This is a genomic window from Rhizobium anhuiense bv. trifolii, from assembly GCF_024346605.1.
Taxonomy (GTDB): domain Bacteria; phylum Pseudomonadota; class Alphaproteobacteria; order Rhizobiales; family Rhizobiaceae; genus Rhizobium; species Rhizobium anhuiense.
Genome location: NZ_CP098803.1, coordinates 628,906 through 650,131, shown reverse-complemented (window position 1 = coordinate 650,131; position 21,226 = coordinate 628,906). Strand labels below are relative to the sequence as shown.

General features: G+C 63.5%; 21 protein-coding genes. 14 read left to right on the top strand and 7 right to left on the bottom strand.

Annotation, left to right across the window (positions count from 1 at the left end; all coding sequences use genetic code 11):
• Positions 1-258 precede the first annotated feature (258 nt).
• Positions 259-1,164: a LysR family transcriptional regulator gene (locus NE851_RS11775; RefSeq protein ID WP_047617239.1), complete on the bottom strand. Its 906-nt coding sequence runs from the start codon at positions 1,162-1,164 to the stop codon at positions 259-261.
• Positions 1,165-1,290: 126 nt separating this feature from the next.
• Between NE851_RS11775 and NE851_RS11770 the strand changes: the two genes are divergently transcribed.
• From NE851_RS11770 to coaBC, 3 genes are all read left to right on the top strand, one after another.
• Positions 1,291-2,055 (top strand): SDR family oxidoreductase, encoded by a 765-nt coding sequence (locus NE851_RS11770; RefSeq protein ID WP_025570545.1) that lies wholly within the window; start codon positions 1,291-1,293, stop codon positions 2,053-2,055.
• A 108-nt stretch (positions 2,056-2,163) separates the two neighbouring features.
• A complete protein-coding gene (locus NE851_RS11765; protein WP_025570543.1) occupies positions 2,164-2,913 on the top strand; it encodes an SDR family oxidoreductase in 750 nt (249 codons plus the stop codon).
• A 142-nt stretch (positions 2,914-3,055) separates the two neighbouring features.
• Positions 3,056-4,261: a bifunctional phosphopantothenoylcysteine decarboxylase/phosphopantothenate--cysteine ligase CoaBC gene (gene coaBC, locus NE851_RS11760; protein WP_132573749.1), complete on the top strand. Its 1,206-nt coding sequence runs from the start codon at positions 3,056-3,058 to the stop codon at positions 4,259-4,261.
• Between the two features lie 30 nt (positions 4,262-4,291).
• On the opposite strand, the gene NE851_RS11755 is transcribed toward coaBC, so the two are convergent.
• On the bottom strand, positions 4,292-5,104 hold the full coding sequence (locus NE851_RS11755; protein WP_132573751.1) for a class II glutamine amidotransferase: 813 nt from the start codon (positions 5,102-5,104) through the stop codon (positions 4,292-4,294).
• A gap of 508 nt (positions 5,105-5,612) precedes the next feature.
• Here NE851_RS11755 and NE851_RS11750 point away from each other — a divergent pair.
• From NE851_RS11750 to NE851_RS11735, 4 genes are all read left to right on the top strand, one after another.
• Positions 5,613-6,290: a FadR/GntR family transcriptional regulator gene (locus tag NE851_RS11750; RefSeq protein WP_254962428.1), complete on the top strand. Its 678-nt coding sequence runs from the start codon at positions 5,613-5,615 to the stop codon at positions 6,288-6,290.
• On the top strand, positions 6,287-7,579 hold the full coding sequence (locus tag NE851_RS11745; RefSeq protein ID WP_132573753.1) for a CynX/NimT family MFS transporter: 1,293 nt from the start codon (positions 6,287-6,289) through the stop codon (positions 7,577-7,579). The genes NE851_RS11750 and NE851_RS11745 overlap by 4 nt, the downstream gene beginning before the upstream one ends.
• A gap of 125 nt (positions 7,580-7,704) precedes the next feature.
• On the top strand, positions 7,705-9,237 hold the full coding sequence (locus tag NE851_RS11740; protein WP_132573755.1) for a S10 family peptidase: 1,533 nt from the start codon (positions 7,705-7,707) through the stop codon (positions 9,235-9,237).
• Positions 9,238-9,351: 114 nt separating this feature from the next.
• The gene (locus tag NE851_RS11735) at positions 9,352-9,753 is read left to right on the top strand and encodes a GFA family protein (protein WP_132573757.1); all 402 of its coding nucleotides are present in this window, start codon (positions 9,352-9,354) and stop codon (positions 9,751-9,753) included.
• Between the two features lie 38 nt (positions 9,754-9,791).
• On the opposite strand, the gene NE851_RS11730 is transcribed toward NE851_RS11735, so the two are convergent.
• Positions 9,792-10,373 carry an Lrp/AsnC family transcriptional regulator gene (locus NE851_RS11730; RefSeq protein WP_097543263.1) on the bottom strand — a complete coding sequence of 194 codons (582 nt, stop codon included), beginning with the start codon at positions 10,371-10,373 and terminating at the stop codon, positions 9,792-9,794.
• Positions 10,374-10,398: 25 nt separating this feature from the next.
• Here NE851_RS11730 and NE851_RS11725 point away from each other — a divergent pair, with 25 nt between their 5' ends.
• Entirely contained in the window at positions 10,399-10,785 is a 387-nt protein-coding gene (locus NE851_RS11725) for a RidA family protein (RefSeq protein ID WP_097594971.1), read from the top strand.
• An 87-nt stretch (positions 10,786-10,872) separates the two neighbouring features.
• On the opposite strand, the gene NE851_RS11720 is transcribed toward NE851_RS11725, so the two are convergent.
• Positions 10,873-12,456 carry a peptide chain release factor 3 gene (locus tag NE851_RS11720; protein ID WP_132573759.1) on the bottom strand — a complete coding sequence of 528 codons (1,584 nt, stop codon included), beginning with the start codon at positions 12,454-12,456 and terminating at the stop codon, positions 10,873-10,875.
• Positions 12,457-12,547: 91 nt separating this feature from the next.
• Here NE851_RS11720 and dut point away from each other — a divergent pair, with 91 nt between their 5' ends.
• Together dut and NE851_RS11710 are read left to right on the top strand one after the other, a co-directional pair.
• On the top strand, positions 12,548-13,018 hold the full coding sequence (gene dut, locus NE851_RS11715) for a dUTP diphosphatase (RefSeq protein WP_184390073.1): 471 nt from the start codon (positions 12,548-12,550) through the stop codon (positions 13,016-13,018).
• Entirely contained in the window at positions 13,018-13,917 is a 900-nt protein-coding gene (locus NE851_RS11710) for a GNAT family N-acetyltransferase (protein WP_254960502.1), read from the top strand. Before dut ends, NE851_RS11710 begins: the two co-directional genes overlap by 1 nt.
• Positions 13,918-14,033: 116 nt before the next feature.
• Here NE851_RS11710 and NE851_RS11705 read toward each other — a convergent pair whose 3' ends face one another.
• Positions 14,034-14,498: an Lrp/AsnC family transcriptional regulator gene (locus NE851_RS11705; protein WP_028757687.1), complete on the bottom strand. Its 465-nt coding sequence runs from the start codon at positions 14,496-14,498 to the stop codon at positions 14,034-14,036.
• Positions 14,499-14,610: 112 nt separating this feature from the next.
• Here NE851_RS11705 and NE851_RS11700 point away from each other — a divergent pair, with 112 nt between their 5' ends.
• The gene (locus NE851_RS11700) at positions 14,611-15,513 is read left to right on the top strand and encodes a DMT family transporter (protein WP_254960500.1); all 903 of its coding nucleotides are present in this window, start codon (positions 14,611-14,613) and stop codon (positions 15,511-15,513) included.
• A gap of 47 nt (positions 15,514-15,560) precedes the next feature.
• Here the strand turns inward: NE851_RS11700 and NE851_RS11695 are convergent, their stop codons facing one another.
• Entirely contained in the window at positions 15,561-16,079 is a 519-nt protein-coding gene (locus NE851_RS11695; RefSeq protein ID WP_028757396.1) for a Dps family protein, read from the bottom strand.
• A gap of 234 nt (positions 16,080-16,313) precedes the next feature.
• Here NE851_RS11695 and NE851_RS11690 point away from each other — a divergent pair, with 234 nt between their 5' ends.
• The 3 genes from NE851_RS11690 to NE851_RS11680 all read left to right on the top strand — a co-directional run bounded on the left by NE851_RS11690 (position 16,314) and on the right by NE851_RS11680 (position 19,314).
• Positions 16,314-16,931 carry a LysE family translocator gene (locus NE851_RS11690; protein WP_183906093.1) on the top strand — a complete coding sequence of 206 codons (618 nt, stop codon included), beginning with the start codon at positions 16,314-16,316 and terminating at the stop codon, positions 16,929-16,931.
• Positions 16,932-17,075: 144 nt separating this feature from the next.
• The gene (gene cysK, locus NE851_RS11685; protein ID WP_125841891.1) at positions 17,076-18,038 is read left to right on the top strand and encodes a cysteine synthase A; all 963 of its coding nucleotides are present in this window, start codon (positions 17,076-17,078) and stop codon (positions 18,036-18,038) included.
• Between the two features lie 388 nt (positions 18,039-18,426).
• On the top strand, positions 18,427-19,314 hold the full coding sequence (locus NE851_RS11680; protein WP_246780757.1) for a DUF4037 domain-containing protein: 888 nt from the start codon (positions 18,427-18,429) through the stop codon (positions 19,312-19,314).
• A gap of 288 nt (positions 19,315-19,602) precedes the next feature.
• Here the strand turns inward: NE851_RS11680 and NE851_RS11675 are convergent, their stop codons facing one another.
• Positions 19,603-21,135, bottom strand: coding sequence for a YifB family Mg chelatase-like AAA ATPase (locus NE851_RS11675; RefSeq protein WP_183906092.1), 1,533 nt, complete (start codon positions 21,133-21,135; stop codon positions 19,603-19,605).
• Positions 21,136-21,226 lie beyond the last annotated feature (91 nt).

Sequence of the window (21,226 nt, the reverse complement as noted above, 5' to 3'; positions counted from 1 at the left end):
GCATACCTCTTGGTACGGTCGAGCCGATCGCCTTTGCCCTGGCGGAAAGATGCCCGGCCCTTCGGGTTGGCTGAAACGGGCCGGCTGATCGACCGGCCGGCTTGGCCGTAGAGCTGGGCTACGACGCGCGCCGGCCGGTCGACCATCCGACTCCATTTGAGCCAACAGGAATGCTGCAATCTAACCCGGAAAGGCTCTGGTCTTTGTTCTTGCTCATGTCGTTTTGCAAAAGCGCTGCACACCTTTGCGCGACATGCTCTAGCCCGCCGGATCCCAATAGGGCGGATCGCCAAAACTCTTCTTCAGGTGATCGGCGATGGCGCGGAGCTTGGCGGAGGGGTTTCGGCCCTCGGGATGGGCCATGTAGATGAATTCGGCCTCCGGCTTGTGACCGACATCGATTTCGGCAAGCCGGCCTTCGCGAATGGCGGGGCCGGCGATGAAGGCGGGCAGCAGCGCGATGCCGAGACCGGCAATGGCGGCGTCGCGGAGCATGTCGCCATTGTTGATGCCGAGCGCCATTTTCGCACGGACGACGACCGCGCCCTCCGGCGTTTGGAAGCGCCAGTCGGCAACGCCGCGATTGGTATAGAAGATTCCGCGATGGCTGTTGAGATCATCAAGCGACGACGGCACTCCCTGGCGCGCGAGATAATCCGGCGAGGCGCAGACAAGACGGCGGCTGCGCGCGAGCTTCCAGGCGACCAGCCTGTTATCGGCGATCGGACCGTTGCGGATGATGGCGTCATAGCCGTCCGAAGCGGCATCGACGCGTCGGTCGTCAATATCGAGGGTGAGTTCGATCTCGGGATGTTCGGCAAGGAAGGGATAGAGCGCCGGGCCGAGATGCATGCGGCCGAAGGTGACCGGAGCGGCGATGCGGATCGGGCCGGACAGGCTTCCGCGCCGCTCCGCCATATCGGCCGCAGCCGCCTCGATCTCGCGCACGATGCGCGCGGCACGCTCCAGGAAGACCGCGCCATCCTCCGTCAAACTCAGCTTGCGCGTCGTTCGGTGCAGCAGCATGCCGCCGAGCGACTTCTCCAGCTCGGCCAGCCTTTCGCTGACGACGGATTTTGACAGCCGCAGGCGCCGAGCCGCCTCGCTGACCGAGCCCGCCTCGACGACGGCGACGAAAGCCGTAATACCTTCGATCCTGATCATCGTTCGGCTTTTCCGAATTCGAGTTCCCCAATCTGGAGACTAATCCGAACGAAAGGAAAATGCCATCTTCCCTTCATCGAAAGGGACGGCAGGGGCCGCCTCACCTCAAGATCAGGAGATGGAACCATGAACCGCTTGAACAACAAGGTCGCGATCGTCACCGGCGCAAGCTCCGGCATCGGCCGCGCCACGGCAAAGCTCTTCGCCGCCGAAGGCGCCAGGATCGTCGTCGGCGCCCGCCGCGAGCGTGAACTCGACAGCCTGGTCGCGGAGATCAAGGCAGAGGGCGGCGAGGCCATCGCCATTGCCGGCGACGTGCGCTCGGAAGATTATCACAAGGCGCTGGTCGCGGCCGCCGTGACGCATTACGGCAAGCTCGACATCGCCTTCAACAATGCCGGCACGCTCGGCGAAGCCGGCCCGAGCACCGCCGTTTCCGAAGCAGGCTTCAGCGAGGCGCTGGCGATCAACCTGACGGCCTCCTTCCTCGCCGCCAAACACCAGATCGGCGCGATGGTGGAAAATGGCGGCGGCTCGGTGATCTTCACCTCGACCTTCGTCGGCTACAGCTTCGCCTTCCCGGGCGTTGCCGCCTATGCCGCCAGCAAATCCGGCCTGATCGGGCTGACGCAGGCGCTTGCCGCCGAGTTCGGCCAGCAGGGCGTGCGGGTCAATGCCATCCTGCCGGGTGCTGTCGATACCGACATGTATCGGGACATGAACGATACGCCCGACAAACAGGCCTTCGTCACCAACCTGCATGCGCTGAAGCGCGTCGCAACTCCCGAAGAACTTGCCCGCTCGGTTCTCTACCTCGCCTCCGACGATGCGAGCTTCGTCACCGGCACGGCTTCGCTGGTCGACGGCGGCGCCTCGATCACCCGCACCTGACGAAAGCCAAGCGCGATGACCCGCTCCGGATTGTCGCGCCGCCTTTTCCGGAACATTCTCCCACTGACCCCGGGGCCGCGGCCCCACATCCGATTGAAGGAACGCATCATGTCACGTCTGCAGAACAAGACAGCCCTCATCACCGGCGGCACCAGCGGCATCGGCATCGAAACCGCCCGTCAATTCATTGCCGAAGGCGCCCGTGTCGTCGTTACCGGCAGCAGTGCCGCAAGCGTCGAAGCCGCCCGTCGCGAACTCGGCGACAAAGCGATCGTCATCCAGGCCGATGCCGGCGATGCGGCCGGCCAAAAGGCCGTCGCCGATACCGTGAAAGAGGCTTTCGGCACGCTCGACATCCTCTTCGTCAATGCCGGTGTCGCCGAATTCGGGCCGCTGGAACAGTGGAGCGAAGCCGCCTTCGACAGGTCGGTAGCGATCAATGTCAAGGGGCCGTTCTTCCTGATCCAGTCGCTACTGCCGATCTTTTCGAAACAGGCCGCGATCGTGCTCAATACCTCGATCAACGCCCATATCGGCATGCCGAACTCCAGCGTCTATTCACTGACGAAGGGGGCATTGCTGACGCTTGCCAAGACCCTGTCGGGCGAACTGATCGGCCGCGGCATCCGGGTCAACGCCGTCAGCCCGGGGCCGATCGCCACGCCGCTCTACAGCAAGCTCGGGGCGTCGGAAGCCGATTCCAAGGCGATGACCGCGCAGATCCAGTCCCAAATCCCTGTCGGCCGCTTCGGGAGCCCCAGCGAAGTCGCGAAGACGATCATCTTTCTCGCCTCCGATGAGGCCGCCTATATCGTCGGCAGCGAACTCGTCATCGACGGCGGGATGAGCAACCTCTGACCCCACGAAAATGGCGGCTGACGTCCATGAACGGGGCGGCATCCGCCGACTGCGGCCGATGCCTTTCGCCGCGCGATTGCATGTTCTCCGCCAAAGGCTTAGGGTCGGGGCCGGTCAGAAAAGGCGACGGGTAGAAAAAGCCATGGCTCTCAGCGGAAAACGCATCCTCATCATCATCTCGGGCGGCATCGCCGCCTATAAGAGCCTGGATCTGATCCGCCGGCTGCGCGAGCGCGGCGCCAGCGTGCGCCCGGTGATGACCCGCGGGGCGCAGGAATTCGTCACGCCGCTGGCCGTCGGTGCTCTGGCGGCGGACCATGTGTTCCTCGATCTGTTTTCGCGGCAGGACGAACAGGATATCGGCCATATCAGGCTGGCGCGCGACTGCGATCTCGTGCTGATCGCCCCTGCCACGGCCGATCTGATGGCGAAGATGGCGAACGGGCTTGCCGACGATCTTGCCTCGACCGTGCTGCTGGCAACCAACAGGCCGGTGCTTGCCGCACCGGCAATGAATCCGTCCATGTGGGCGCATCCGGCGACCCGGCGGAATGCCGCGATGCTCAGGGCCGACGGCATCCGCTTCGTCGGGCCGATGGCCGGCGAGATGGCGGAAAGCCGGGAGACAGGGCTCGGCCGGATGGCGGAGCCGCTGGAGATCGTGGCGGCCGCCGAAACCCTGCTCGACGACGGAGAAAAGCCGCTCAAGGGGCGCAAGGCAATCGTCACCTCAGGACCGACGCATGAGCCGATCGATCCGGTGCGTTACATCGCCAACCGCTCCTCCGGCCGGCAGGGACATGCGATCGCCGCAGCCCTTGCAAAGCTCGGGGCGGAGGTGACGCTGGTATCGGGACCGGTGACGATCGCCGATCCGGTCGGCGTCAACGTCATCCACGTGGAACGGGCCGAGGAAATGCGTGATGCGGTGCTTGCAGCACTGCCGGCCGACGTCGCCGTGATGGTGGCGGCGGTAGCGGACTGGCGCGTCGCCTCGGCGGCCGACCAGAAGCTGAAGAAACATCCCGGCGAATCCATTCCGACGCTGGCGTTGACCGAAAATCCGGACATCCTGAAAACCGTCGGCCATCATACGATGCGGCCGAAGCTGGTCATCGGCTTTGCCGCCGAGACGCAGGACGTGGAAAGCAATGCCAAGGCGAAGCTCGAGAGGAAGGGCGCCGACATGATCGTCGCCAATGACGTCTCTCCCGCCACCGGGATCATGGGCGGCAGCCGCAACAGCGTCAAACTCGTCCGCCGCGACGGCGTCGAGCAATGGCCCGACCTGGCGAAGGAAGAGGTTGCCGAAAGGCTCGCAGCGCTGATCGCCCAGCGGCTCCGCTGATCGCGAGCGGCTCAGCTAGCCGAGAGCGGCTCAGGCAGGAATAGCCAGGCGCTGCGGCTTGACCGCATTGCGCTTCTCCGGCCGGAAGTCGGCGACGTCGATGCCGTCTTTGCCGATGGTGACGGCGCTACCGTCCGGAATTTCCGCCCAAGCGTCGACATCATCGTTCAACGGCTCGGAGACGAGGCAATAACCGGCGCTGACGGGTGAGGCATAGAGCGTCGGCGCCTTGCGATCGGTGGCATAACGGATCGCATAGAGCGTGCTGCCATCGGAGAAGGCAGCGGTAAAGCGCAGCAGGATCGAGCCGATGACACTTTCGGCCAGATCCTCGACGACACCGATCATGTGAGCCATCGCGGCGATCGGCGCCTCGCGCAGACCGAACTGCAGCGCCAGCAGGAACATCAGCTCGGAATCGGTCGTGCCGCCGCGGGCATTGAACAGCTCATCATCGAGCATCGCCTCCATCGGCCGGCGCAGGCGCTCGAAGCCGGAGATCTGGCCGTTATGCATGAAGGACCAGGTGTCATGGGTGAAGGGGTGGCAATTGTCACGCCGCGTGCCGCCGCCGGTCGCAGCGCGGACATGGGCGAGGAAGAGCGGCGAACGGATCTGCCGCGCCAGGCTCTTCAGATTGCAATCCGACCAGGCCGGCAGGATATCACGGTAACGGCCGGGCTCGGGCCGGTCACCATACCAGGCGATGCCGAAGCCATCGCCATTGGTCGCCGTCTTGGCGCGGGTGGCGCAATGGGACTGCTCGATCAGGGAATGGGCAGGCGAGGATACCAGTTCCTCGAGATAGAGAGGGTCTCCACGATAGGCTGCCCAGCGACACATGGCTTTCTTGCTCCGGAACCCGCCGCCGCACCGACGGGAATACTCTAAATTGTCTGATCTCGCGGCTAATAACAGCTTAACGCGCCGCCGGTTTGCAAGCGCAAGATGACAGTTTCGTGGCGTCCGGCATCTTCAAATTCTGCGAAACACTGTGTTCTCTCGTGAACATCCGCATTGCCCAGGGTTGCGTCCTCTGTGGAATTTCTTCTTGCATCTGTGAAGAATCAGCCTAACTTTAAGTCATCAGCAACAGAACGAAAGGAAGGTGATCCAATGTCTAATGAGATTTCGGACCTCGTAATGGGCATGGAAGAGGTGAAGAAGGCGAGGCAGCCCTCGCTCTAATCCCCGCCTTCCTGGGGCTGCATAGACAGTCCAGGCCAGTTCGAGGCCAAACTCATGGAAAGGGTCGCTGAGGCGACCCTTTTTTAATGCCCGGATTTCAAATTGACGGAATTTCGAAATTCCATTACTCATAAAGTCATCGGATGACTTTATGAGTAATGGAATGCGGGCACTCAGCAAGACCAATCTCGCCGATGAGGCGATCGAGGCGATTCGCGGCGACATTCTCGGCAAACGCTGGGCGGTCGGCGAGAAACTGCCGAATGAAGCCTCGCTGTCAGCCATGCTGTCCGTCAGCCGCGGCACGGTGCGCGAGGCAGTGCGCGTTCTCGTCTCGCAGGGTTATCTCGAAACCCGCCAGGGTTCGGGAACTTATGTCCGTTCGACCCGCGATGCCGGCCGGCCGCTGACGATGGCGCGGCGCGCCAGCTTGCGTGACCAGTTCGAGGCGCGATGCGCACTCGACGTCGAGGCAGCGCGTCTGACGGCTATCCGCAAGACCCCGGAGACGGTGGCCGAGTTGCGCAGGCTGCTTGCCGAACGCGGCAATTACGATGGCGGCAACCAGGCCGCCTTCATCGAACGCGATCTCGCCTTCCACAAGGCCGTCATCGCCGCTCCCGGCAACCGGGCGATGATCGAGATCTATGATTTCTTCTCGGCCTCGATCGCCGACACCATCGCCGCAACGCTCGGCAAGGATATTCCGGAACCCGATATGCAGGCGCATGCCGATATCGTCGACGCCATCGAGACCGGCGATGCCGACAAGGCGGACGCGGCGGTGCGCCGTTTCATGGCGCCGGTTCTTGCCGCACTCGACCGGATGATCCTGTCATGAACACGCCTTTCAATCACGCTGCCAGCACGCTCGAGGCGGCCGACGAACTGCTGATCGACGCCGAGACCGGCAGCCTTCCGCCGCCGCAGGCAACGTCGAAGCGGGGAGCTGCGGGTCGTTTCCTGCTCGGCGCATGCCTGGTGCTGATCGCCTTCAACCTGCGCCCGGTCTTTTCGAGCGCCTCGGCGCTGCTGCCGGAAATCCGCTCGGAGCTCGGCCTCAGCGCGCTGGGCGCAAGCCTGCTGACGACGCTTCCGGTCGTCTGCCTCGGCGCCTTTTCGCCGCTTGCGCCTCGTCTTGCCCAGCGCCTCGGGACTGAGCGCACGCTGCTCGGCGTTCTGCTGCTTCTCGCGCTCGGCACTGCATTGCGCGGGCTTTCCTCCGTGCCGCTGCTCTTCATCGGCACGGCCCTTGCGGGCGCCTCTATCGCTGTCGGCAACGTGCTGCTGCCGGGGCTGGTGAAGCGGGATTTCGCCGGGCGCGCCGCGCTGATGACCGGTTTCTACACGATGGCGCTTTGCGCCGGTGCGGCAAGTGCGGCCGGGCTGACGCTGCCGATCGAGCATGGATTGGGCGGGTCTCTCGCGGGCGCGCTCGCCATCTGGGCGCTGCCCGCCCTGATCGTCAGCCTGCTCTGGCTGCCTGAGGTTCTTCGCAGCGGCCGGCAGGCAAGACGAAATGGCTTCCACGTCAAAGGCCTCTGGCGCGACCGGCTCGCCTGGCAGGTCACGCTGTTCATGGGGCTGCAATCGGCACTTGCCTATTGCGTCTTCGGCTGGCTGGTTCCTATCTTGCGCGAACGTGGGCTCGACGGCGTCACCGCCGGGGCGATCGTTTCCCTGTCGGTGATGGTGCAGGCCGCCTCCTGCCTGATCGTGCCGCATATCGCGGTGCGCGGCCGCGATCAGCGGCTGATCAATGCGAGCCTCTGCGGCGTCGCCGTCACCGCCCTGCTCGGCCTGCTCTTTGCGCCGCTGTCGACAGTCTGGCTGTGGGCGGTGCTGCAGGGCATCGGTCAGGGCGGGCTGATCGCCGCGGCCATGACGACGATCGTGCTGCGCTCGCGCGATCCCGATGTCGCCGCCCATCTTTCCGGCATGGCGCAATGCGTCGGTTACCTGCTTGCCGCCATCGGCCCACTCATCGTCGGTCTCATCCGCGGCTGGACCGGAAGTTTTTCCTGGTGCGCCGCCCTCTTCGTCGCGCTTGGGCTCGGCGCGGCGATCAACGGCTGGAAGGCCGGCCGGGCAATCGAAGTGAACGTCCATGCGGTCGAGAAGACAGGCTGAGCCGCACGCTCAGCTCACTCGTTCACTGGTTCATTCACTGGCCCATCACCATCTCTTGATGCCCGTCGCCGGCCGCGGATGCTACGCTATCTCAGCCTCTCATTCCCATCGCCGGAGGAGACATCTTGCGCATCCGAACCCTGTTTCTGCTTGCCGCGCTTGCGGCAATGCTGGCCCCTGCCCTGTCTCATGCGCAGGAAAGCGGTCAGCCGAGGGCCAATATTCAGAGCGGCGCGCGCGAGGGCGTGCTGAAGCTGCTGCCGGCCGATTCCGTCACCGAGCACGAGCTGACGATCGGCGGCCGGAAACTCGCCTACACCGCCACCGCCGGCACGCTTGAACTCTTCGGCCAGGACGGCGCGCAGACCGGCGCGATCTTCTACACTGCCTATGTCGCTGGGGATGGCGGGGCGAACCGGCCTCTGACCTTTGCCTTCAACGGCGGCCCGGGTGCGGCTTCCGCCTTCCTGCATCTTGGGTTGGTCGGGCCTGAGGTGCTCGATTTCGGGCCGGATGGACGCGACGGCGCCAATGCGAAACTCGTCGACAACAAGCAGAGCTGGCTCGATTTCACCGATCTCGTGCTGATCGATCCGATCGGCACGGGCTGGAGCCGGACGGTCAAGGCGGACGACGCCTCCAACTATTACAACGTCAATGCCGATGCTGAGAGCATCGCCAAGGCGATCGCGCTCTATGTCGCGCACAACAACCGCTCCAACTCGCCGAAATATCTTCTCGGTGAAAGCTATGGCGGCTTCCGCGCCGCCAAGGTCGCCTCGGCGCTGCAGGAAAGCCAGGGCATCATCGTCGCCGGCGCGGTGATGCTTTCTCCCTTGCTCGAAGGCCAGCTGATGTTCAATGCCGACCAGTTCGCGCTCGGCGCAGCCCTCGAACTGCCGTCTTTGGCGGCCGCCGAACTCGACCGGCATAAGGCTTTCGACGAAGAGACGCAGAAGCAGGCCGAGACCTTCGCGCTCGGCGACTATCTGACGACGCTGGCCGGACCGCCGCCGACGGGTGCCGAGGCCGCCGCCTTCTATGGCAGGGTCGCCAAGCTGACAGGCATTCCCGAGGATATCGTCACCCGCAACCGCGGCTTCCTCGGCAATTCCTTCGTCAAACATTCCGACGCGGGCAGCGGCGAGGTGATGAGCGCCTACGACGCCTCCTTTGCAGCCCCCGATCCCTACCCGGAATCGGACTACGATCGCGGCGACGACGCCATCCTCGATGGCTTCACCCGCGCCTATGGCGGCGCCTTTGCCGATTACGCCCGCAACCAACTCGGCTTCAGGACGGAGATGACCTATACGCTGCTCGAAGGCGATATCAGCCGGCGCTGGGAATGGGGCGGAGGACGCGGCGGCGGATCCCGCCTCCAGGCCAGCGCCACCGACGACATCCGGCAGCTGCTCGCCTCGAACCCGGCATTCCATCTGCTGATCGCGCATGGCTACAGCGATCTGGTGACGCCCTATAGCGTCAGCCGCTATGTCGTCGATCATCTGCCGCCGTCGCTCGCCGGCGGCCGCGTCGGGCTGAAACTTTATCGCGGCGGCCATATGTTCTATACCAAAGCCGATCAGCGGGCCGCCTTCACGGCCGATGCCAAGGCCTTCTACGCCACACGGCCAGGCGCGCAGCCGGCGGACTGAGGCGTGGGGCGATCTTTCAGGTTCGCCTGCCACGCTTTGGTTCTTTGTTTATCGCATCTCATGATCGCAACACCGCAGTACATTTTTGCGCGACATGCTTTGAGGAAGTAACCGATGCATATCACCGGGGGATGCCATTGCGGCGCAATCCGCTATCAGGCGGAGATCGATCCAGAGCGGATTTCGATCTGCCATTGCACCGATTGCCAGCGGCTGACCGGCTCGGCCTATCGCGTCACCGCACCGGCGCGGCCGGACAGTTTGACGCTCCTGTCGGGCGAGCCGAGAGGCTACGCAAAATATGGCGACAGCGGCGGTCTCAGCCGGCAATTCTTCTGCCCGAATTGCGGATCGCCGCTTTACCGCACCGACGGCGAAGGCGGCGCGATCGGCATCCGCGTCGGCAGCATCGACCAGCGGCGGGACCTGACGCCCAAGAAACAGATATGGTGCCGCTCGGCCCTGGCAGGGGTGGAGAATATCGAGCACCTGCCGCGCTTCGAGGGCGAGGATTAAAGCGGCAGGACGCTTAGCCGGGAAACCAGAGCGCCTGTCTATTCCGGCCGCGGCATATCAGGCCAGCTATCGGTGACGCCGGCCTGGACCGGACGCTCCAGATAGGTGGAAAGGGCGATATAGCTGCGGGTGCCGGTGACACCGGGAACGGCATGGATCTGCGCCAGAAAAGCCTCCAAGTCCTGCGGGCTCGCCGTGCGGACCTTGAAGAGAACGCTGGCATCGCCGGCGACCGAATGCATCTCCTCGACCTCGGGAAACCGCAGGACCTGCATCAGCCGCTCGCTCTTGCCCCAGCCGGCCGCCTCCACATGCACGAAAGCAAGCAACGGTTTGCCAAGCGCGGCGCCATCCAGCGCGGCATGCACGCCTTTTATCGCGCCGGATTGCCGGAGACGGCGCACGCGCTCATGCACGGCCGGCGCCGACAGGCCGACCGCTTCGCCAAGCCTGGCATAACTCTGGCTGCTGTCGGCGGCGAGTGCGGCTAATATTTTTCGGTCGAAGACATCGATGGCCGGCTGCTGCGCACGTCTTTGCCGAAGATCCTCTGTATTTTTCGTCATTCGGTAAAATCCCCTTCTTGCCGAAAAATAATCGCCGATACTGGCATTCTTCAACAGAATATTCGGGGAGGCAAATCGCATGGAGATGATCGAACGCAATCCGGCAAGCGGGATCTATCCGGCGAGCCCCGACTATATCCATGCGCTGGAGGTCAGGCATCCCACGCGGCTGCTCTTCGTCAGCGGCACGATGGGTCTCGATCAAGAGGGAATGGCGGGCGTCGACCTGGACGGGCAATTGGAGCTCATCTGGTCCAATCTGCGCACCATCCTCGCCTCGGCTGATATGACCGTCGACAATATCGTGCGGCTGACGAGCTATCTGCGCGACGGTGCCTTTGTGGAGGCGAACCAGGATGCCCGCCTTCGGGCACTTGGCGGCCGCGCCGTACCGACCACAGCCATCATCGTCGAAACGCTCAGCGACGACTGGCTGGTCGAAATCGAGATCGTCGCCGCCGGCTGACGGCAAATGGCCATCGCAGCACGGGGGTGCGACAGCCATGCGTTCAAGCCGTTTTTGCCCAATCGCTTGGCGGACGATTGCCCGGTCTCACGCCGCCTTGGCGGCGTGATATTCCTTGATGGCGACCATCTTGATCGCGGGATAACGCTCGGACTCATAACGCAGCGAGAAACCGTCCTGGGCGAGGAAGACCGGGTCGCCGTCGAGATCGCGGGCGATGTCGCCGCGCTTGACGGTGAGGAACTTGTCGAGATCGGCCGGCTGCTCGGCCGAGATCCAGCGGCAGACGGAGAAACGCGACATTTCAAAGGAGACCGGCAGGCCGTATTCGGCCATCAGCCGCTCCTTCAGCACGTCGAGCTGCAGGGCGCCGACGACGCCGACGATCGCCGGCGAGCCGTCTTCCGGCGAAAACAGCTGGACGACGCCTTCCTCGGCCATCTGCTGCAGGGCTTCCTTGAGCTTCTTTGCCTTCATCGCGTCTTCCAGGCGCACGCGGCGCAGGATTTCCGGCGAGAAGTTCGGCACGCCCTGGAAGACCAGGGATTCGCCTTCGGTCAGCGTATCGCCGATCCGGAGCGTGCCGTGGTTGGGAATGCCGACGACGTCGCCGGCATAGGCGGTGTCGGCGAGCTGGCGCTGCGAGGCGAAGAAGAATTGCGGCGCCGTCAAGCCGAGCTGCTTGCCGGTGCGGGCGAGCCTGGCCTTCATGCCGCGCTCGAGCTTGCCGGAGCAGATGCGGGCAAAGGCGATGCGGTCGCGATGGTTGGGGTCCATGTTGGCCTGGATCTTGAAGACGAACGCCGTCATCTTGTCGTCGGTCGCATGCACGGTCCTGGTATCAGCGACCTGGTCACGCGGCGGCGGCGCGAAATCGCCGAGCGCGTTGATGAGGTCACGAACGCCGTAATTGCGCAACGCCGAACCGAAGAAAACCGGCGTCATATGGCCTTCCAGGAAGGCCTGGCGGTCGAAGGGACGGCAGGCCTCGATCGCGAGCTCCGTCTCCTCGACGAATGCCTGGCGCTCGTTTTCCGGCAACCGGCCGGCAACGCTCTGCGGGCCGTTGACCGGCGTTCCCTCGATTTCGGTATCCGACCCGCGCACCGTGTTGGCGGCAATATTGTAGGAACCGCAGAAGGTCTTCGAGCGGCCGACCGGCCAGGTGATCGGCGCCGTATCCAGCGCCAGCTTCTCTTCCACCTCGTCGAGGATCTCGAAGGGATCGCGGCTTTCGCGGTCCATCTTGTTGATGAAGGTGATGATCGGAATATCGCGCATGCGGCAGACTTCGAAGAGCTTCAGCGTGCGCGGCTCGATGCCCTTGGCGGCGTCGATGACCATGACGGCGGCATCCACGGCCGTCAGCGTGCGATAGGTGTCGTCGGCGAAATCCTCGTGACCCGGCGTGTCGAGGATGTTGAAGACATTATCGTTATATTCGAAGGTCATCACCGAGGTGACGACCGAGATGCCGCGTTCGCGCTCGATCTTCATCCAGTCGGAGCGCGTCTGCATGCGATCCTTCTTCGCCTTGACTTCGCCGGCAAGCTGAATGGCGCCGCCGAACAGCAGCAGCTTTTCGGTGAGCGTCGTCTTACCCGCGTCCGGGTGGGCGATAATAGCGAATGTGCGGCGGCGGGAGACCGCCTCGGCGAGACTTTCGGCCATACTTGTGAATCCTGTGGAATTGCCGCGTATCTAGCGATTAAAGCCCGGCAATGCAATTGACCTTGCCCTTCCACGCGCAAAGTAATGGCCCATGACCATTCATCACGATCTCAGCCCGACGCTGAACCTCATCCGCCTGCCGAATGGCGAAGGCCTCGACCTGCCCGCCTATGAAAGCAAGGGGGCGGCCGGCATGGACCTGCGCGCCGCCATCGACGAGGCGACACCACTGACGCTTCTGCCGGGCAAACGGGCGCTGGTGCCGACCGGCTTCATCTTCGAAATCCCCGAGCATTTCGAGGGACAGGTGCGGCCGCGCTCCGGCCTCGCCTTCAAAAACGGCATCACCTGCCTGAATTCGCCGGGTACCGTCGACAGCGATTATCGCGGCGAGGTGAAAGTGCTGCTCGCCAATCTCGGCGAAGAGCCCTTCGTTATCGAGCGCGGTATGCGCATCGCCCAGATGGTGATCGCGCCGGTGACGCAGGCGCGGGTGGTGGAGATCACCGAGGCCAGCGAAACGTTGCGCGGCGCAGGCGGCTTCGGCTCCACCGGGGTGTGATGACCAGGCGCTTCGACAGCGCTGGCCTGACCTTCCGGCAGGATTATTTCGGCGATCCCGCCGGCTGGGCGGCGCTGGTCAACCTGCTTCAGGATATTTTCGGCATCGATATCGGGCCGCTGCAACAGCTCGGCGGACCCGATCCCTCCAGCATGCCTTTCGGCTGGTTTGACGGCGATGGCGAACTTGCGGCGAATATCTCAGCCTTTGCGCTGCCCTTCGTCATCAATGGCAGGATCGTCCATGCCGCCGGGCTGCAATCGGGCGCCGTGCGGCCACGATGGCGTGGCCGCGGGCTCTATCGCGACGTGACGGTAAAGGCGCTCGACTGGTGCGAGCGGCAGGGCTTTGAAGCCGTCATCCTCTATACCGACAAGCCGTCTCTCTACGAACCTTATGGTTTCCGCGCGATACCGCTGCACCGATACGAGGGAGCGGCGCCCGCCCCTTTGGCATCAGCCGCACCCGCCCGGCTGCTTGCGCCGATGCATGCGGATGATCTTGAAGTGCTGCAATCGCTGCTGAAAAGACGAAGCCCGGTTTCGACATCGCTTGGTGTCACTGTCAATGCGGCGATGTTTCTGATCAATACCCAGCTCGATCCCGATATCCGCCTCAGCTTCCTGGAAGACCGGCAGGCGGCCATCGCCTGGAAGATCGACGAGACGGGCCGCTTCCGTCTTCTCGACGTGGTGGCGGCGGAGATGCCCTCGCTTGCAGCAATCCTCGGCGGGCTGGAGATCGCGCCTGCCGCCGTCGAGGTGCTTTTCTGTCCCGACAGGCTCGGCTGGGCAGGCGTCCCGCAACCGTTGGAAAGCGGCACGAGGCTGATGCTGCGCGGGCTTGGCGATACTATCCCGAATTTCCCGGCGATGCTGTCGCCGATGGCGGATTTCTAGAGCGGTTCAGCTTTTAACTGAAGCGCAGAACCGCTCTATCCTTTTGTTTTACGCAATTCCGGACGGAAAACCGCTTCGCACTTTTCCTGGAATTGCTCTAGCCCGTTTCGTCGACTTTACTTTTTCCGGGAAAGCGGCGGCAGGCGGCGTTTGACCGGTGAGGCCTTGATCATCGAGGTGTTGGTTTCTGCCCTTTCGGCAACCCGGTCGAGCAGGCCGTCGAGCTCCGCCATCGAGCGGATGACCAGGCGGGCGATGAAGCAATCCTCACCGGTCACCTTGTCGCATTCGACGATTTCCGGAATGTCCTGGATGATGCGCTCGACGATGTGCAGCTGCCCCGGCAACGGACGCACGCGCACGATCGCCTGCAGGGGATAACCGACGGCGGCGGGATCGAGATCGATGGTGAAAGCCTTGATGACGCCGCGCTCCTCCAGCCGGCGCAGGCGCTCGGCGGCACTCGGCGAGGACAGGCCGACCTGCTGCGCCAGCTCCTTCAGCGAGATTCGAGCATTGCCGGCCAGCGCTTCGAGGATGGCCTGATCGACCTCGTCGAGCGATTGCACATCATTAGCCATGGCGATCCACTTTCCTATGATGATTAGGCGATATCGATCATCTTCCTTTTTATTCTTATATAAAATCGCCTCCGGCCGCAATATTATCATGCCATCAAAGGCGGAGGTTATCATGGGTAGCGACATCAGACGGGGCACGGTGGAAATGACGGCAGCGATGCTGATCTCGGGGACGATCGGCTGGTTCGTCGTCATGTCGGGACAGCCCGTCAGCGGCGTGGTCTTCTGGCGCTGCCTGTTCGGCGCGCTCACCTTGCTTGTCATCTGCGGCGCTCTCGGGCTGCTGCGGCCCGGTATCATCACGCTGCGCGCCTTCGGCATCGCCATTTTCGGCGGCGTCGCCATCGTTTTGAATTGGCTGTTGCTGTTTGCCTCCTATTCGCATGCGACGATCTCGATCGCGACGACTGTTTATAACACCCAGCCTTTCATGCTGCTGGTGCTCGGTGCGCTCTTCCTCGGCGAGAAGATCACCGCCACCAAGCTGTTCTGGCTGACGCTCGCCTTCGCCGGCATGATTGCCATCGTCGAGGCAAAACCGGAGGCGGGCGGAGCGATATCGGAGGGCTACGGCCTCGGCATCCTGATGGCGCTCGGCGCCGCCTTCTTCTACGCGCTGGCAGCGCTGGCCGCGAAATGGCTCAAAGGCACGCCGCCGCATCTGATCGCGCTTATCCAGGTCGCCACCGGCATGCTGATGCTGGCGCCGGTGACCGACTTTTCAAATCCGCCGCAGGATGTCGGCGGCTGGGCGATCCTCGTCACCGTCGGCGTCGTCCATACCGGGCTGATGTATGTGCTGCTCTACGGCGCGATCCAGAGGCTGCCGACGCATCTCACCGGCGCGCTGTCCTTCATCTATCCGATCGCCGCAATCCTCGTCGACCGGCTGGCTTTCGGCCACGCGCTGCAGCCGATGCAGATCGCCGGTGCGGCGATCATCCTGCTTGCCGCCGCCGGCATGAATCTCGGCTGGACGCCGCGCTGGCTGCGGCCGCGGGCGCTCGAGGGCTGAGAGCTGGGCGTCCCGACAGCGACGGCTGAGACGTCCGGTTGCCGATGTTACCTCTGCGGGCGTGTCGTTTCGAACAGGAACCAGGTGCGGCGCTCGCCCTCGTCGATCCAGTTCTCGATCAGGCTGGCGGTCGCGACGTCATTATGCTCGTCGCAAAGGCCATGCACCTCGCGCAGCAGCGAAACGAGCTGCGCATTGTCCTCGCGCAATTCCGACAACATGTCTTCGGGCGTAACGAAATCGGCGTCATTGTCCGAAAGGCGCTGCTGGCGGGCGATCTGGCCAATGGAGCGCAGCGTCGTGCCGCCGATCTTGCGGGCACGTTCGGCAATGTCGTCGGTCATGGCGAAGATCTGCTCGGCCTGTTCGTCGAGCAGCAGATGATAGTCGCGAAAATGCGGGCCGGACATGTGCCAGTGGAAATTCTTGGTCTTCAGATAAAGCGTGAAGACATCGGCAAGCAGGGCGGTCAGCGCCGCCGAGATATCGGTAATGGCGTTGGTCGACAGGCTGGACGGCGTCTTGAGCGGCGAAAGCCTGCGGGTTTCGGCTGAGCTGGGGGACATTCATTTTCTCCTTGGTGATGAAAATCTCCGCGGCGTTGCGCTCCCTTTCGGGAGACGCGGAGGACGCTGATCGCGCATTTGCAGAGGGAGAGATAGCAAGGCGGGGTCGCTTTCCAAGTAGATCATGGTTCAGCAGACCTATTCTTTATGGTTATGGACGGATCAGCGCCAAAGCATTGATGCGGCAGCAAGGCTTGCCTATAGAGGGCGGCAGAAGCCCTGTGGGTTAAGAAGATGAGCCTCACCGTCCTGATCACCTATGCCGGAGCGCTGTTGATCGCCGCGGCCATTCCCGGACCTGGGATCACCGCGATCGTCGCACGGGCGCTCGGCTCGAATTTCCGCGAGACCTTCTTCATGGGCCTCGGCCTGGTGCTCGGCGACATGACCTATCTCACCGCGGTCATTCTCGGCCTCGCCTTCGTGGCGCAGAGCTTCACCGAGGTGTTCATCGCCATCAAGATCGCCGGCGCCCTCTATCTCGGCTACATCGCCTGGAAGCTCTGGACGGCGGGATTGCTGCCGCAGGATATCGCGGCGCGCAAATCGAGCAATATCGGCCTGTCCTTCCTCTCCGGCCTGCTGGTGACGCTCGGCAATCCGAAGACGATGCTGTTCTATGTCGCCCTGGTGCCGACGCTGATCGATATCGGCCATATCGGCTTGTCAGACTATGCGCTCCTGCTCACTGTTACCTTCGTGGTGCTGATCGTCGTGCTGGTGCCCTATATGCTGCTTGCCTCGCGAGCCCGGACGATGCTGAGAGAGCCGCGGGCCTTGCAGGCGCTGAACCGGGTTGCGGCCGGTATCCTGGCGGGCACGGCGGCCTTCATCGCCACGCGGGCTGCCTGAAATAAACATTCGACAAGAAACGGTTTTCAAAGGTTTTTTTCTCCGCGGACCGCATCTCCGGGCCGAACGCGCTCTGGCCTAGACCGGCCTTTGACCCTATTCTCCCCTCGATTCCAGGGGCAGGATTTCAAAGGGAGAGCACCCATGTCGCACAAACCCGGCCGCGGCCGCATCTATTCCTCGATCACCGAAACCATCGGCGATACGCCGCTCGTGCGCTTCGACAAGCTGGCGCGGGAAAAGGGCGTCGTGGCGAACCTGATCGGCAAGCTCGAATTCTTCAACCCGATCGCCTCGGTCAAGGACCGCATCGGCGTCGCGATGATCGAGAGCCTCGAAGCGCAGGGCAAGATTACTCCCGGCAAGACGGTGCTGATCGAGCCGACCTCCGGCAACACAGGCATCGCGCTTGCCTTTGCCGCCGCCGCCAAGGGCTACCGGCTGATCCTCACCATGCCGGAAACGATGTCGGTCGAGCGCCGCAAGATGCTGGCGCTGCTCGGCGCCGAGCTGGTGCTGACCGAGGGCCCGAAGGGCATGAAGGGCGCCATCGCCAAGGCCGAGGAACTGGCGTCGTCGCTGCCCGATGCCGTCATTCCACAGCAGTTCGAAAACCCGGCCAATCCGGAGATCCACCGCAAGACGACGGCCGAGGAAATCTGGAACGATACCGACGGCACGGTCGATATCGTCGTCTCCGGCATCGGCACCGGCGGCACGATCACCGGCGTCGGCCAGGTGCTGAAGAGCCGCAAGCCCGAGATCAAGATCATCGCCGTCGAACCCGCGGATTCGCCGATCCTGTCGGGCGGCAACCCAGGCCCGCACAAGATCCAGGGCATCGGCGCCGGCTTTGCGCCGAAGATCCTCGATACCGGCATCTATGACGAGGTCGTCACCGTCACCAATGACGAAGCCTTCGAACAGGCGCGCCTCGTCGCCCGGCTCGAAGGCGTACCGGTCGGCATCTCCTCGGGGGCAGCGCTGACCGCCGCCATCAAGGTCGGCAGCCGTCCCGAAAACGCCGGCAAGAACATCGTCATCATCATCCCCTCCTTCGCAGAGCGTTATCTCTCGACGGCGCTGTTTGAGGGGCTGGGGAGCTGAGGCAGAGCTTGGCCGGGCATTCATCTTCGTACGTGGCGCGGCGCTTCGGTCATGCTCGGGCTTGTTCTGCAGCCGGTTGATATCCAGCGGATCCTCGCATCAGGCTACGGCAGTCCGGTTTGCGCCGAATGACTGCCCCTCACCCTAACCCTCTCCCCGTAAACGGGGCGAGGGGACGTGCCCTGAGAGGCGGGAGAGGAACGGAGAGGTTACGGCTATCCCCCTTCGCCCCGCGAGCGGGGAGAAGGTGGCGGCAACCGGATGAGGGGCTGGCCTCGGCAATCTCCTTGACCGAGGTGTCGAAGATGACCACACCGATCATTTTCGGTTGGCCCTCTGAGGCGGCTGCGTTCCAATCGTAATGGCATCAAGACCACGGCGAGAAGTCATGCAAGGGATCGAATTATCACGCGGTTTCTATACTGATATCGTTCGGCCCTGGTTGAGCGAGGCTGCGCCAGAGCTCCGCTATTCCGCCGCACTGATCGGCTATGGTTCGGAGCTCATCGGTTTTGACGACGAGGTTTCCAAGGACCACAATTGGGGGCCACGCGTCCACATCCTCCTGAGCCGAGATGATTTCGGCAATTGTGCACGGCGATTGGTCGATGAATTTTCCAAATTTGCGCCGGCTGACTATCTTGGAGAACCTATCGGCTGGCGCAGCCGACCACATCCGGCGTCAAATAGCGTCGAGGCAGCCGGAGCGCTTGAACACGGACTGGAATTTCATACGCTCGAAGCGCTACTGGAAGGCCACTTCGCCGTTCGGTCGGTGGGAAACCTCAACGCTCTTCAATGGCTGGGCTTCGCAGAGCAAAAGCTTCTCGCCTTCACATCAGGCGCCGTCTTTCATGATGACGACAGCCGCTTGAGCCAGGCCCGTGATCGCCTGGGATATTTCCCAGAAGACGTGTGGCTCTACAAGATTGCGTGTCAGTGGCGGCGCATCTCTGAAGAGCAGGCATTTGTCGGTCGCGCGGGGCAAGTCGGAGACGACCTGGGTTCGCGGGTCATCGCCGCGCGGCTGGTGCGGGACGTGATGAGAATGGGGTTCCTGCTCGAGCGCCGGTACGCCCCCTATTCGAAATGGCTCGGCAGCGGCTTTGCCAGGCTCCCGATCGCAGAGGCGCTCTCACCCCACCTGAAGCGGGCCTTACATTCGAATGCATGGACAGCGAGAGGACGCGCTCGCTTGGGCTTACCTGGAATTGGCGCACAGGCAAAATGCGATCGGCATCGCCTCCTTCGAGCCAATCGTGGGTCCATACCATGACCGGCCATTTACGACCATCAACGCTGACGATGCGGTAGAGACCACGTGTTCAGCGATAGCGGACGCGTCGATCAGACAGTTGCCGATTGTCGGCTCTTTGGATCAGGTCAGCGACCTTACGCCCTTGCTTGAAGACGCCAAGCTCTCTCAAAGGATGATGAGCCAGTTACGCAGTTGATCGCTCTGTCATTCCGAAAGCGGGCCGTTGCACAGCGTGTGTTACTATCCTGCGCATGACGAATTGAAATTCATTTTACAGAGTATTTGAGTGCTTCGGCGCCCCTTTTCCTACGCCGCCGCCGTCAGCCTCTCCCCGGCGATCCTGTAGGAGATCGCTTCGGCGAGATGGATGCGGCCGACCGTCGGTTTGCCGTCGAGATCGGCCAGGGTGCGGGCGACCTTGAGGACGCGGTGGTAGCCGCGGGCGGAGAATTTCATTTTCTCGGCGGCGTCGCGCAGCAGCTGCAGGCCGCCAGCATCGGGCTCGGCCAGTTTCTCGATCATGGCGGTGGAGCAGCGGGCATTGGTACCGATGCCTTTTGCGCCGGCGCTTTCGAAGCGCTCCTGCTGGATCTCGCGGGCGCGGGCGACGCGGCGGGCGACGTCGGCGCTGCTTTCGGCCGCCATCGGCCGGATGAGATCGGCGGCGGAGACGGCCGGCACGTCGATGCGGATATCGATGCGGTCCATCAGCGGGCCGGAGATGCGGGCCTGGTAGTCGCTCATGCAGCGCGGGCCGCGGGCGCAGCTATGACCGGGCTCGCCGGCCATGCCGCAGCGGCAGGGGTTCATTGCCGCGATCAGCTGGAATTTCGCCGGATAGGAAACGCGGTGATTGGCACGCGCGATGACGCACTCGCCGCCTTCGAGCGGCTGGCGCAGCGCATCGAGCGCCTGCGGCGTGAACTCTGGAAATTCGTCGAGAAACAGCACGCCGTGATGGGCAAGCGAGGCTTCGCCCGGACGGGCGCGCAGGCCGCCGCCGACGAGGGCGGCCATGGTGGCGGAATGATGCGGGGTGCGGAAGGGCCGGCGGTCGGAAAGCTTGCCGCCGGAGAGCTGGCCGGCGATCGAGTGGACCATCGACACCTCCAGCAGTTCGGCGGCCGAAAGCGGCGGCAGGATCGACGGCAGCCTGGCCGCCAGCATCGACTTGCCGGAGCCTGGAGGCCCGACCATCAGGAGATTATGGCCGCCGGCGGCTGCGACCTCCAGCGCCCGCTTGGCGCTTTCCTGGCCCTTGATCTCGGCAAGGTCCGGCAGGTTGGCGGCATTGGCGCGGATCGATGCCTCCGGCCTGGAGAGGACCTGCGTGCCGCGGAAATGATTGGCAAGAGCGATCAGGCTCCGGGGCGCGAGGATATCGACATCGGCGCCCGCCCAGGCAGCTTCGGCGCCGCTTTCGGCCGGGCAGATCAGCCCCTTGCCGAGCGCATTGGCGCCGATCGCGGCCGGCAGCGCACCTGCGATGGCGGCGATCGTGCCATCGAGGTTGAGCTCGCCGACAACGACAAAATCCGACAGCGCATCGGCGGGAATAGCGCCGAGGGCGGCCATCAGCGCAAGGGCGATCGGCAGATCGAAATGCGAGCCTTCCTTCGGCAAATCGGCGGGCGCCAGATTGACGGTTACCCGCCTGGCCGGCAGCGCCAGGCCGGAGGCATGGAGGGCGGCCTGCACCCGCTCGCGGCTTTCGGCAACCGCCTTGTCGGGCAGGCCGACGATCTGCATGCCGACCTTGCCGGGCGCGACCATGACCTGAACCTCGACCGGCACGCCTTCGATGCCCTGGAATGCCACCGTGCTGACACGCGCGACCATAAACCCATCCCCTTGCCGCAAACTCTTATACCGCCCCCGGCCCTTGAAAGCCAGCGGTTGCAATCTGGCATGGAATCGGGAATAAAACAAG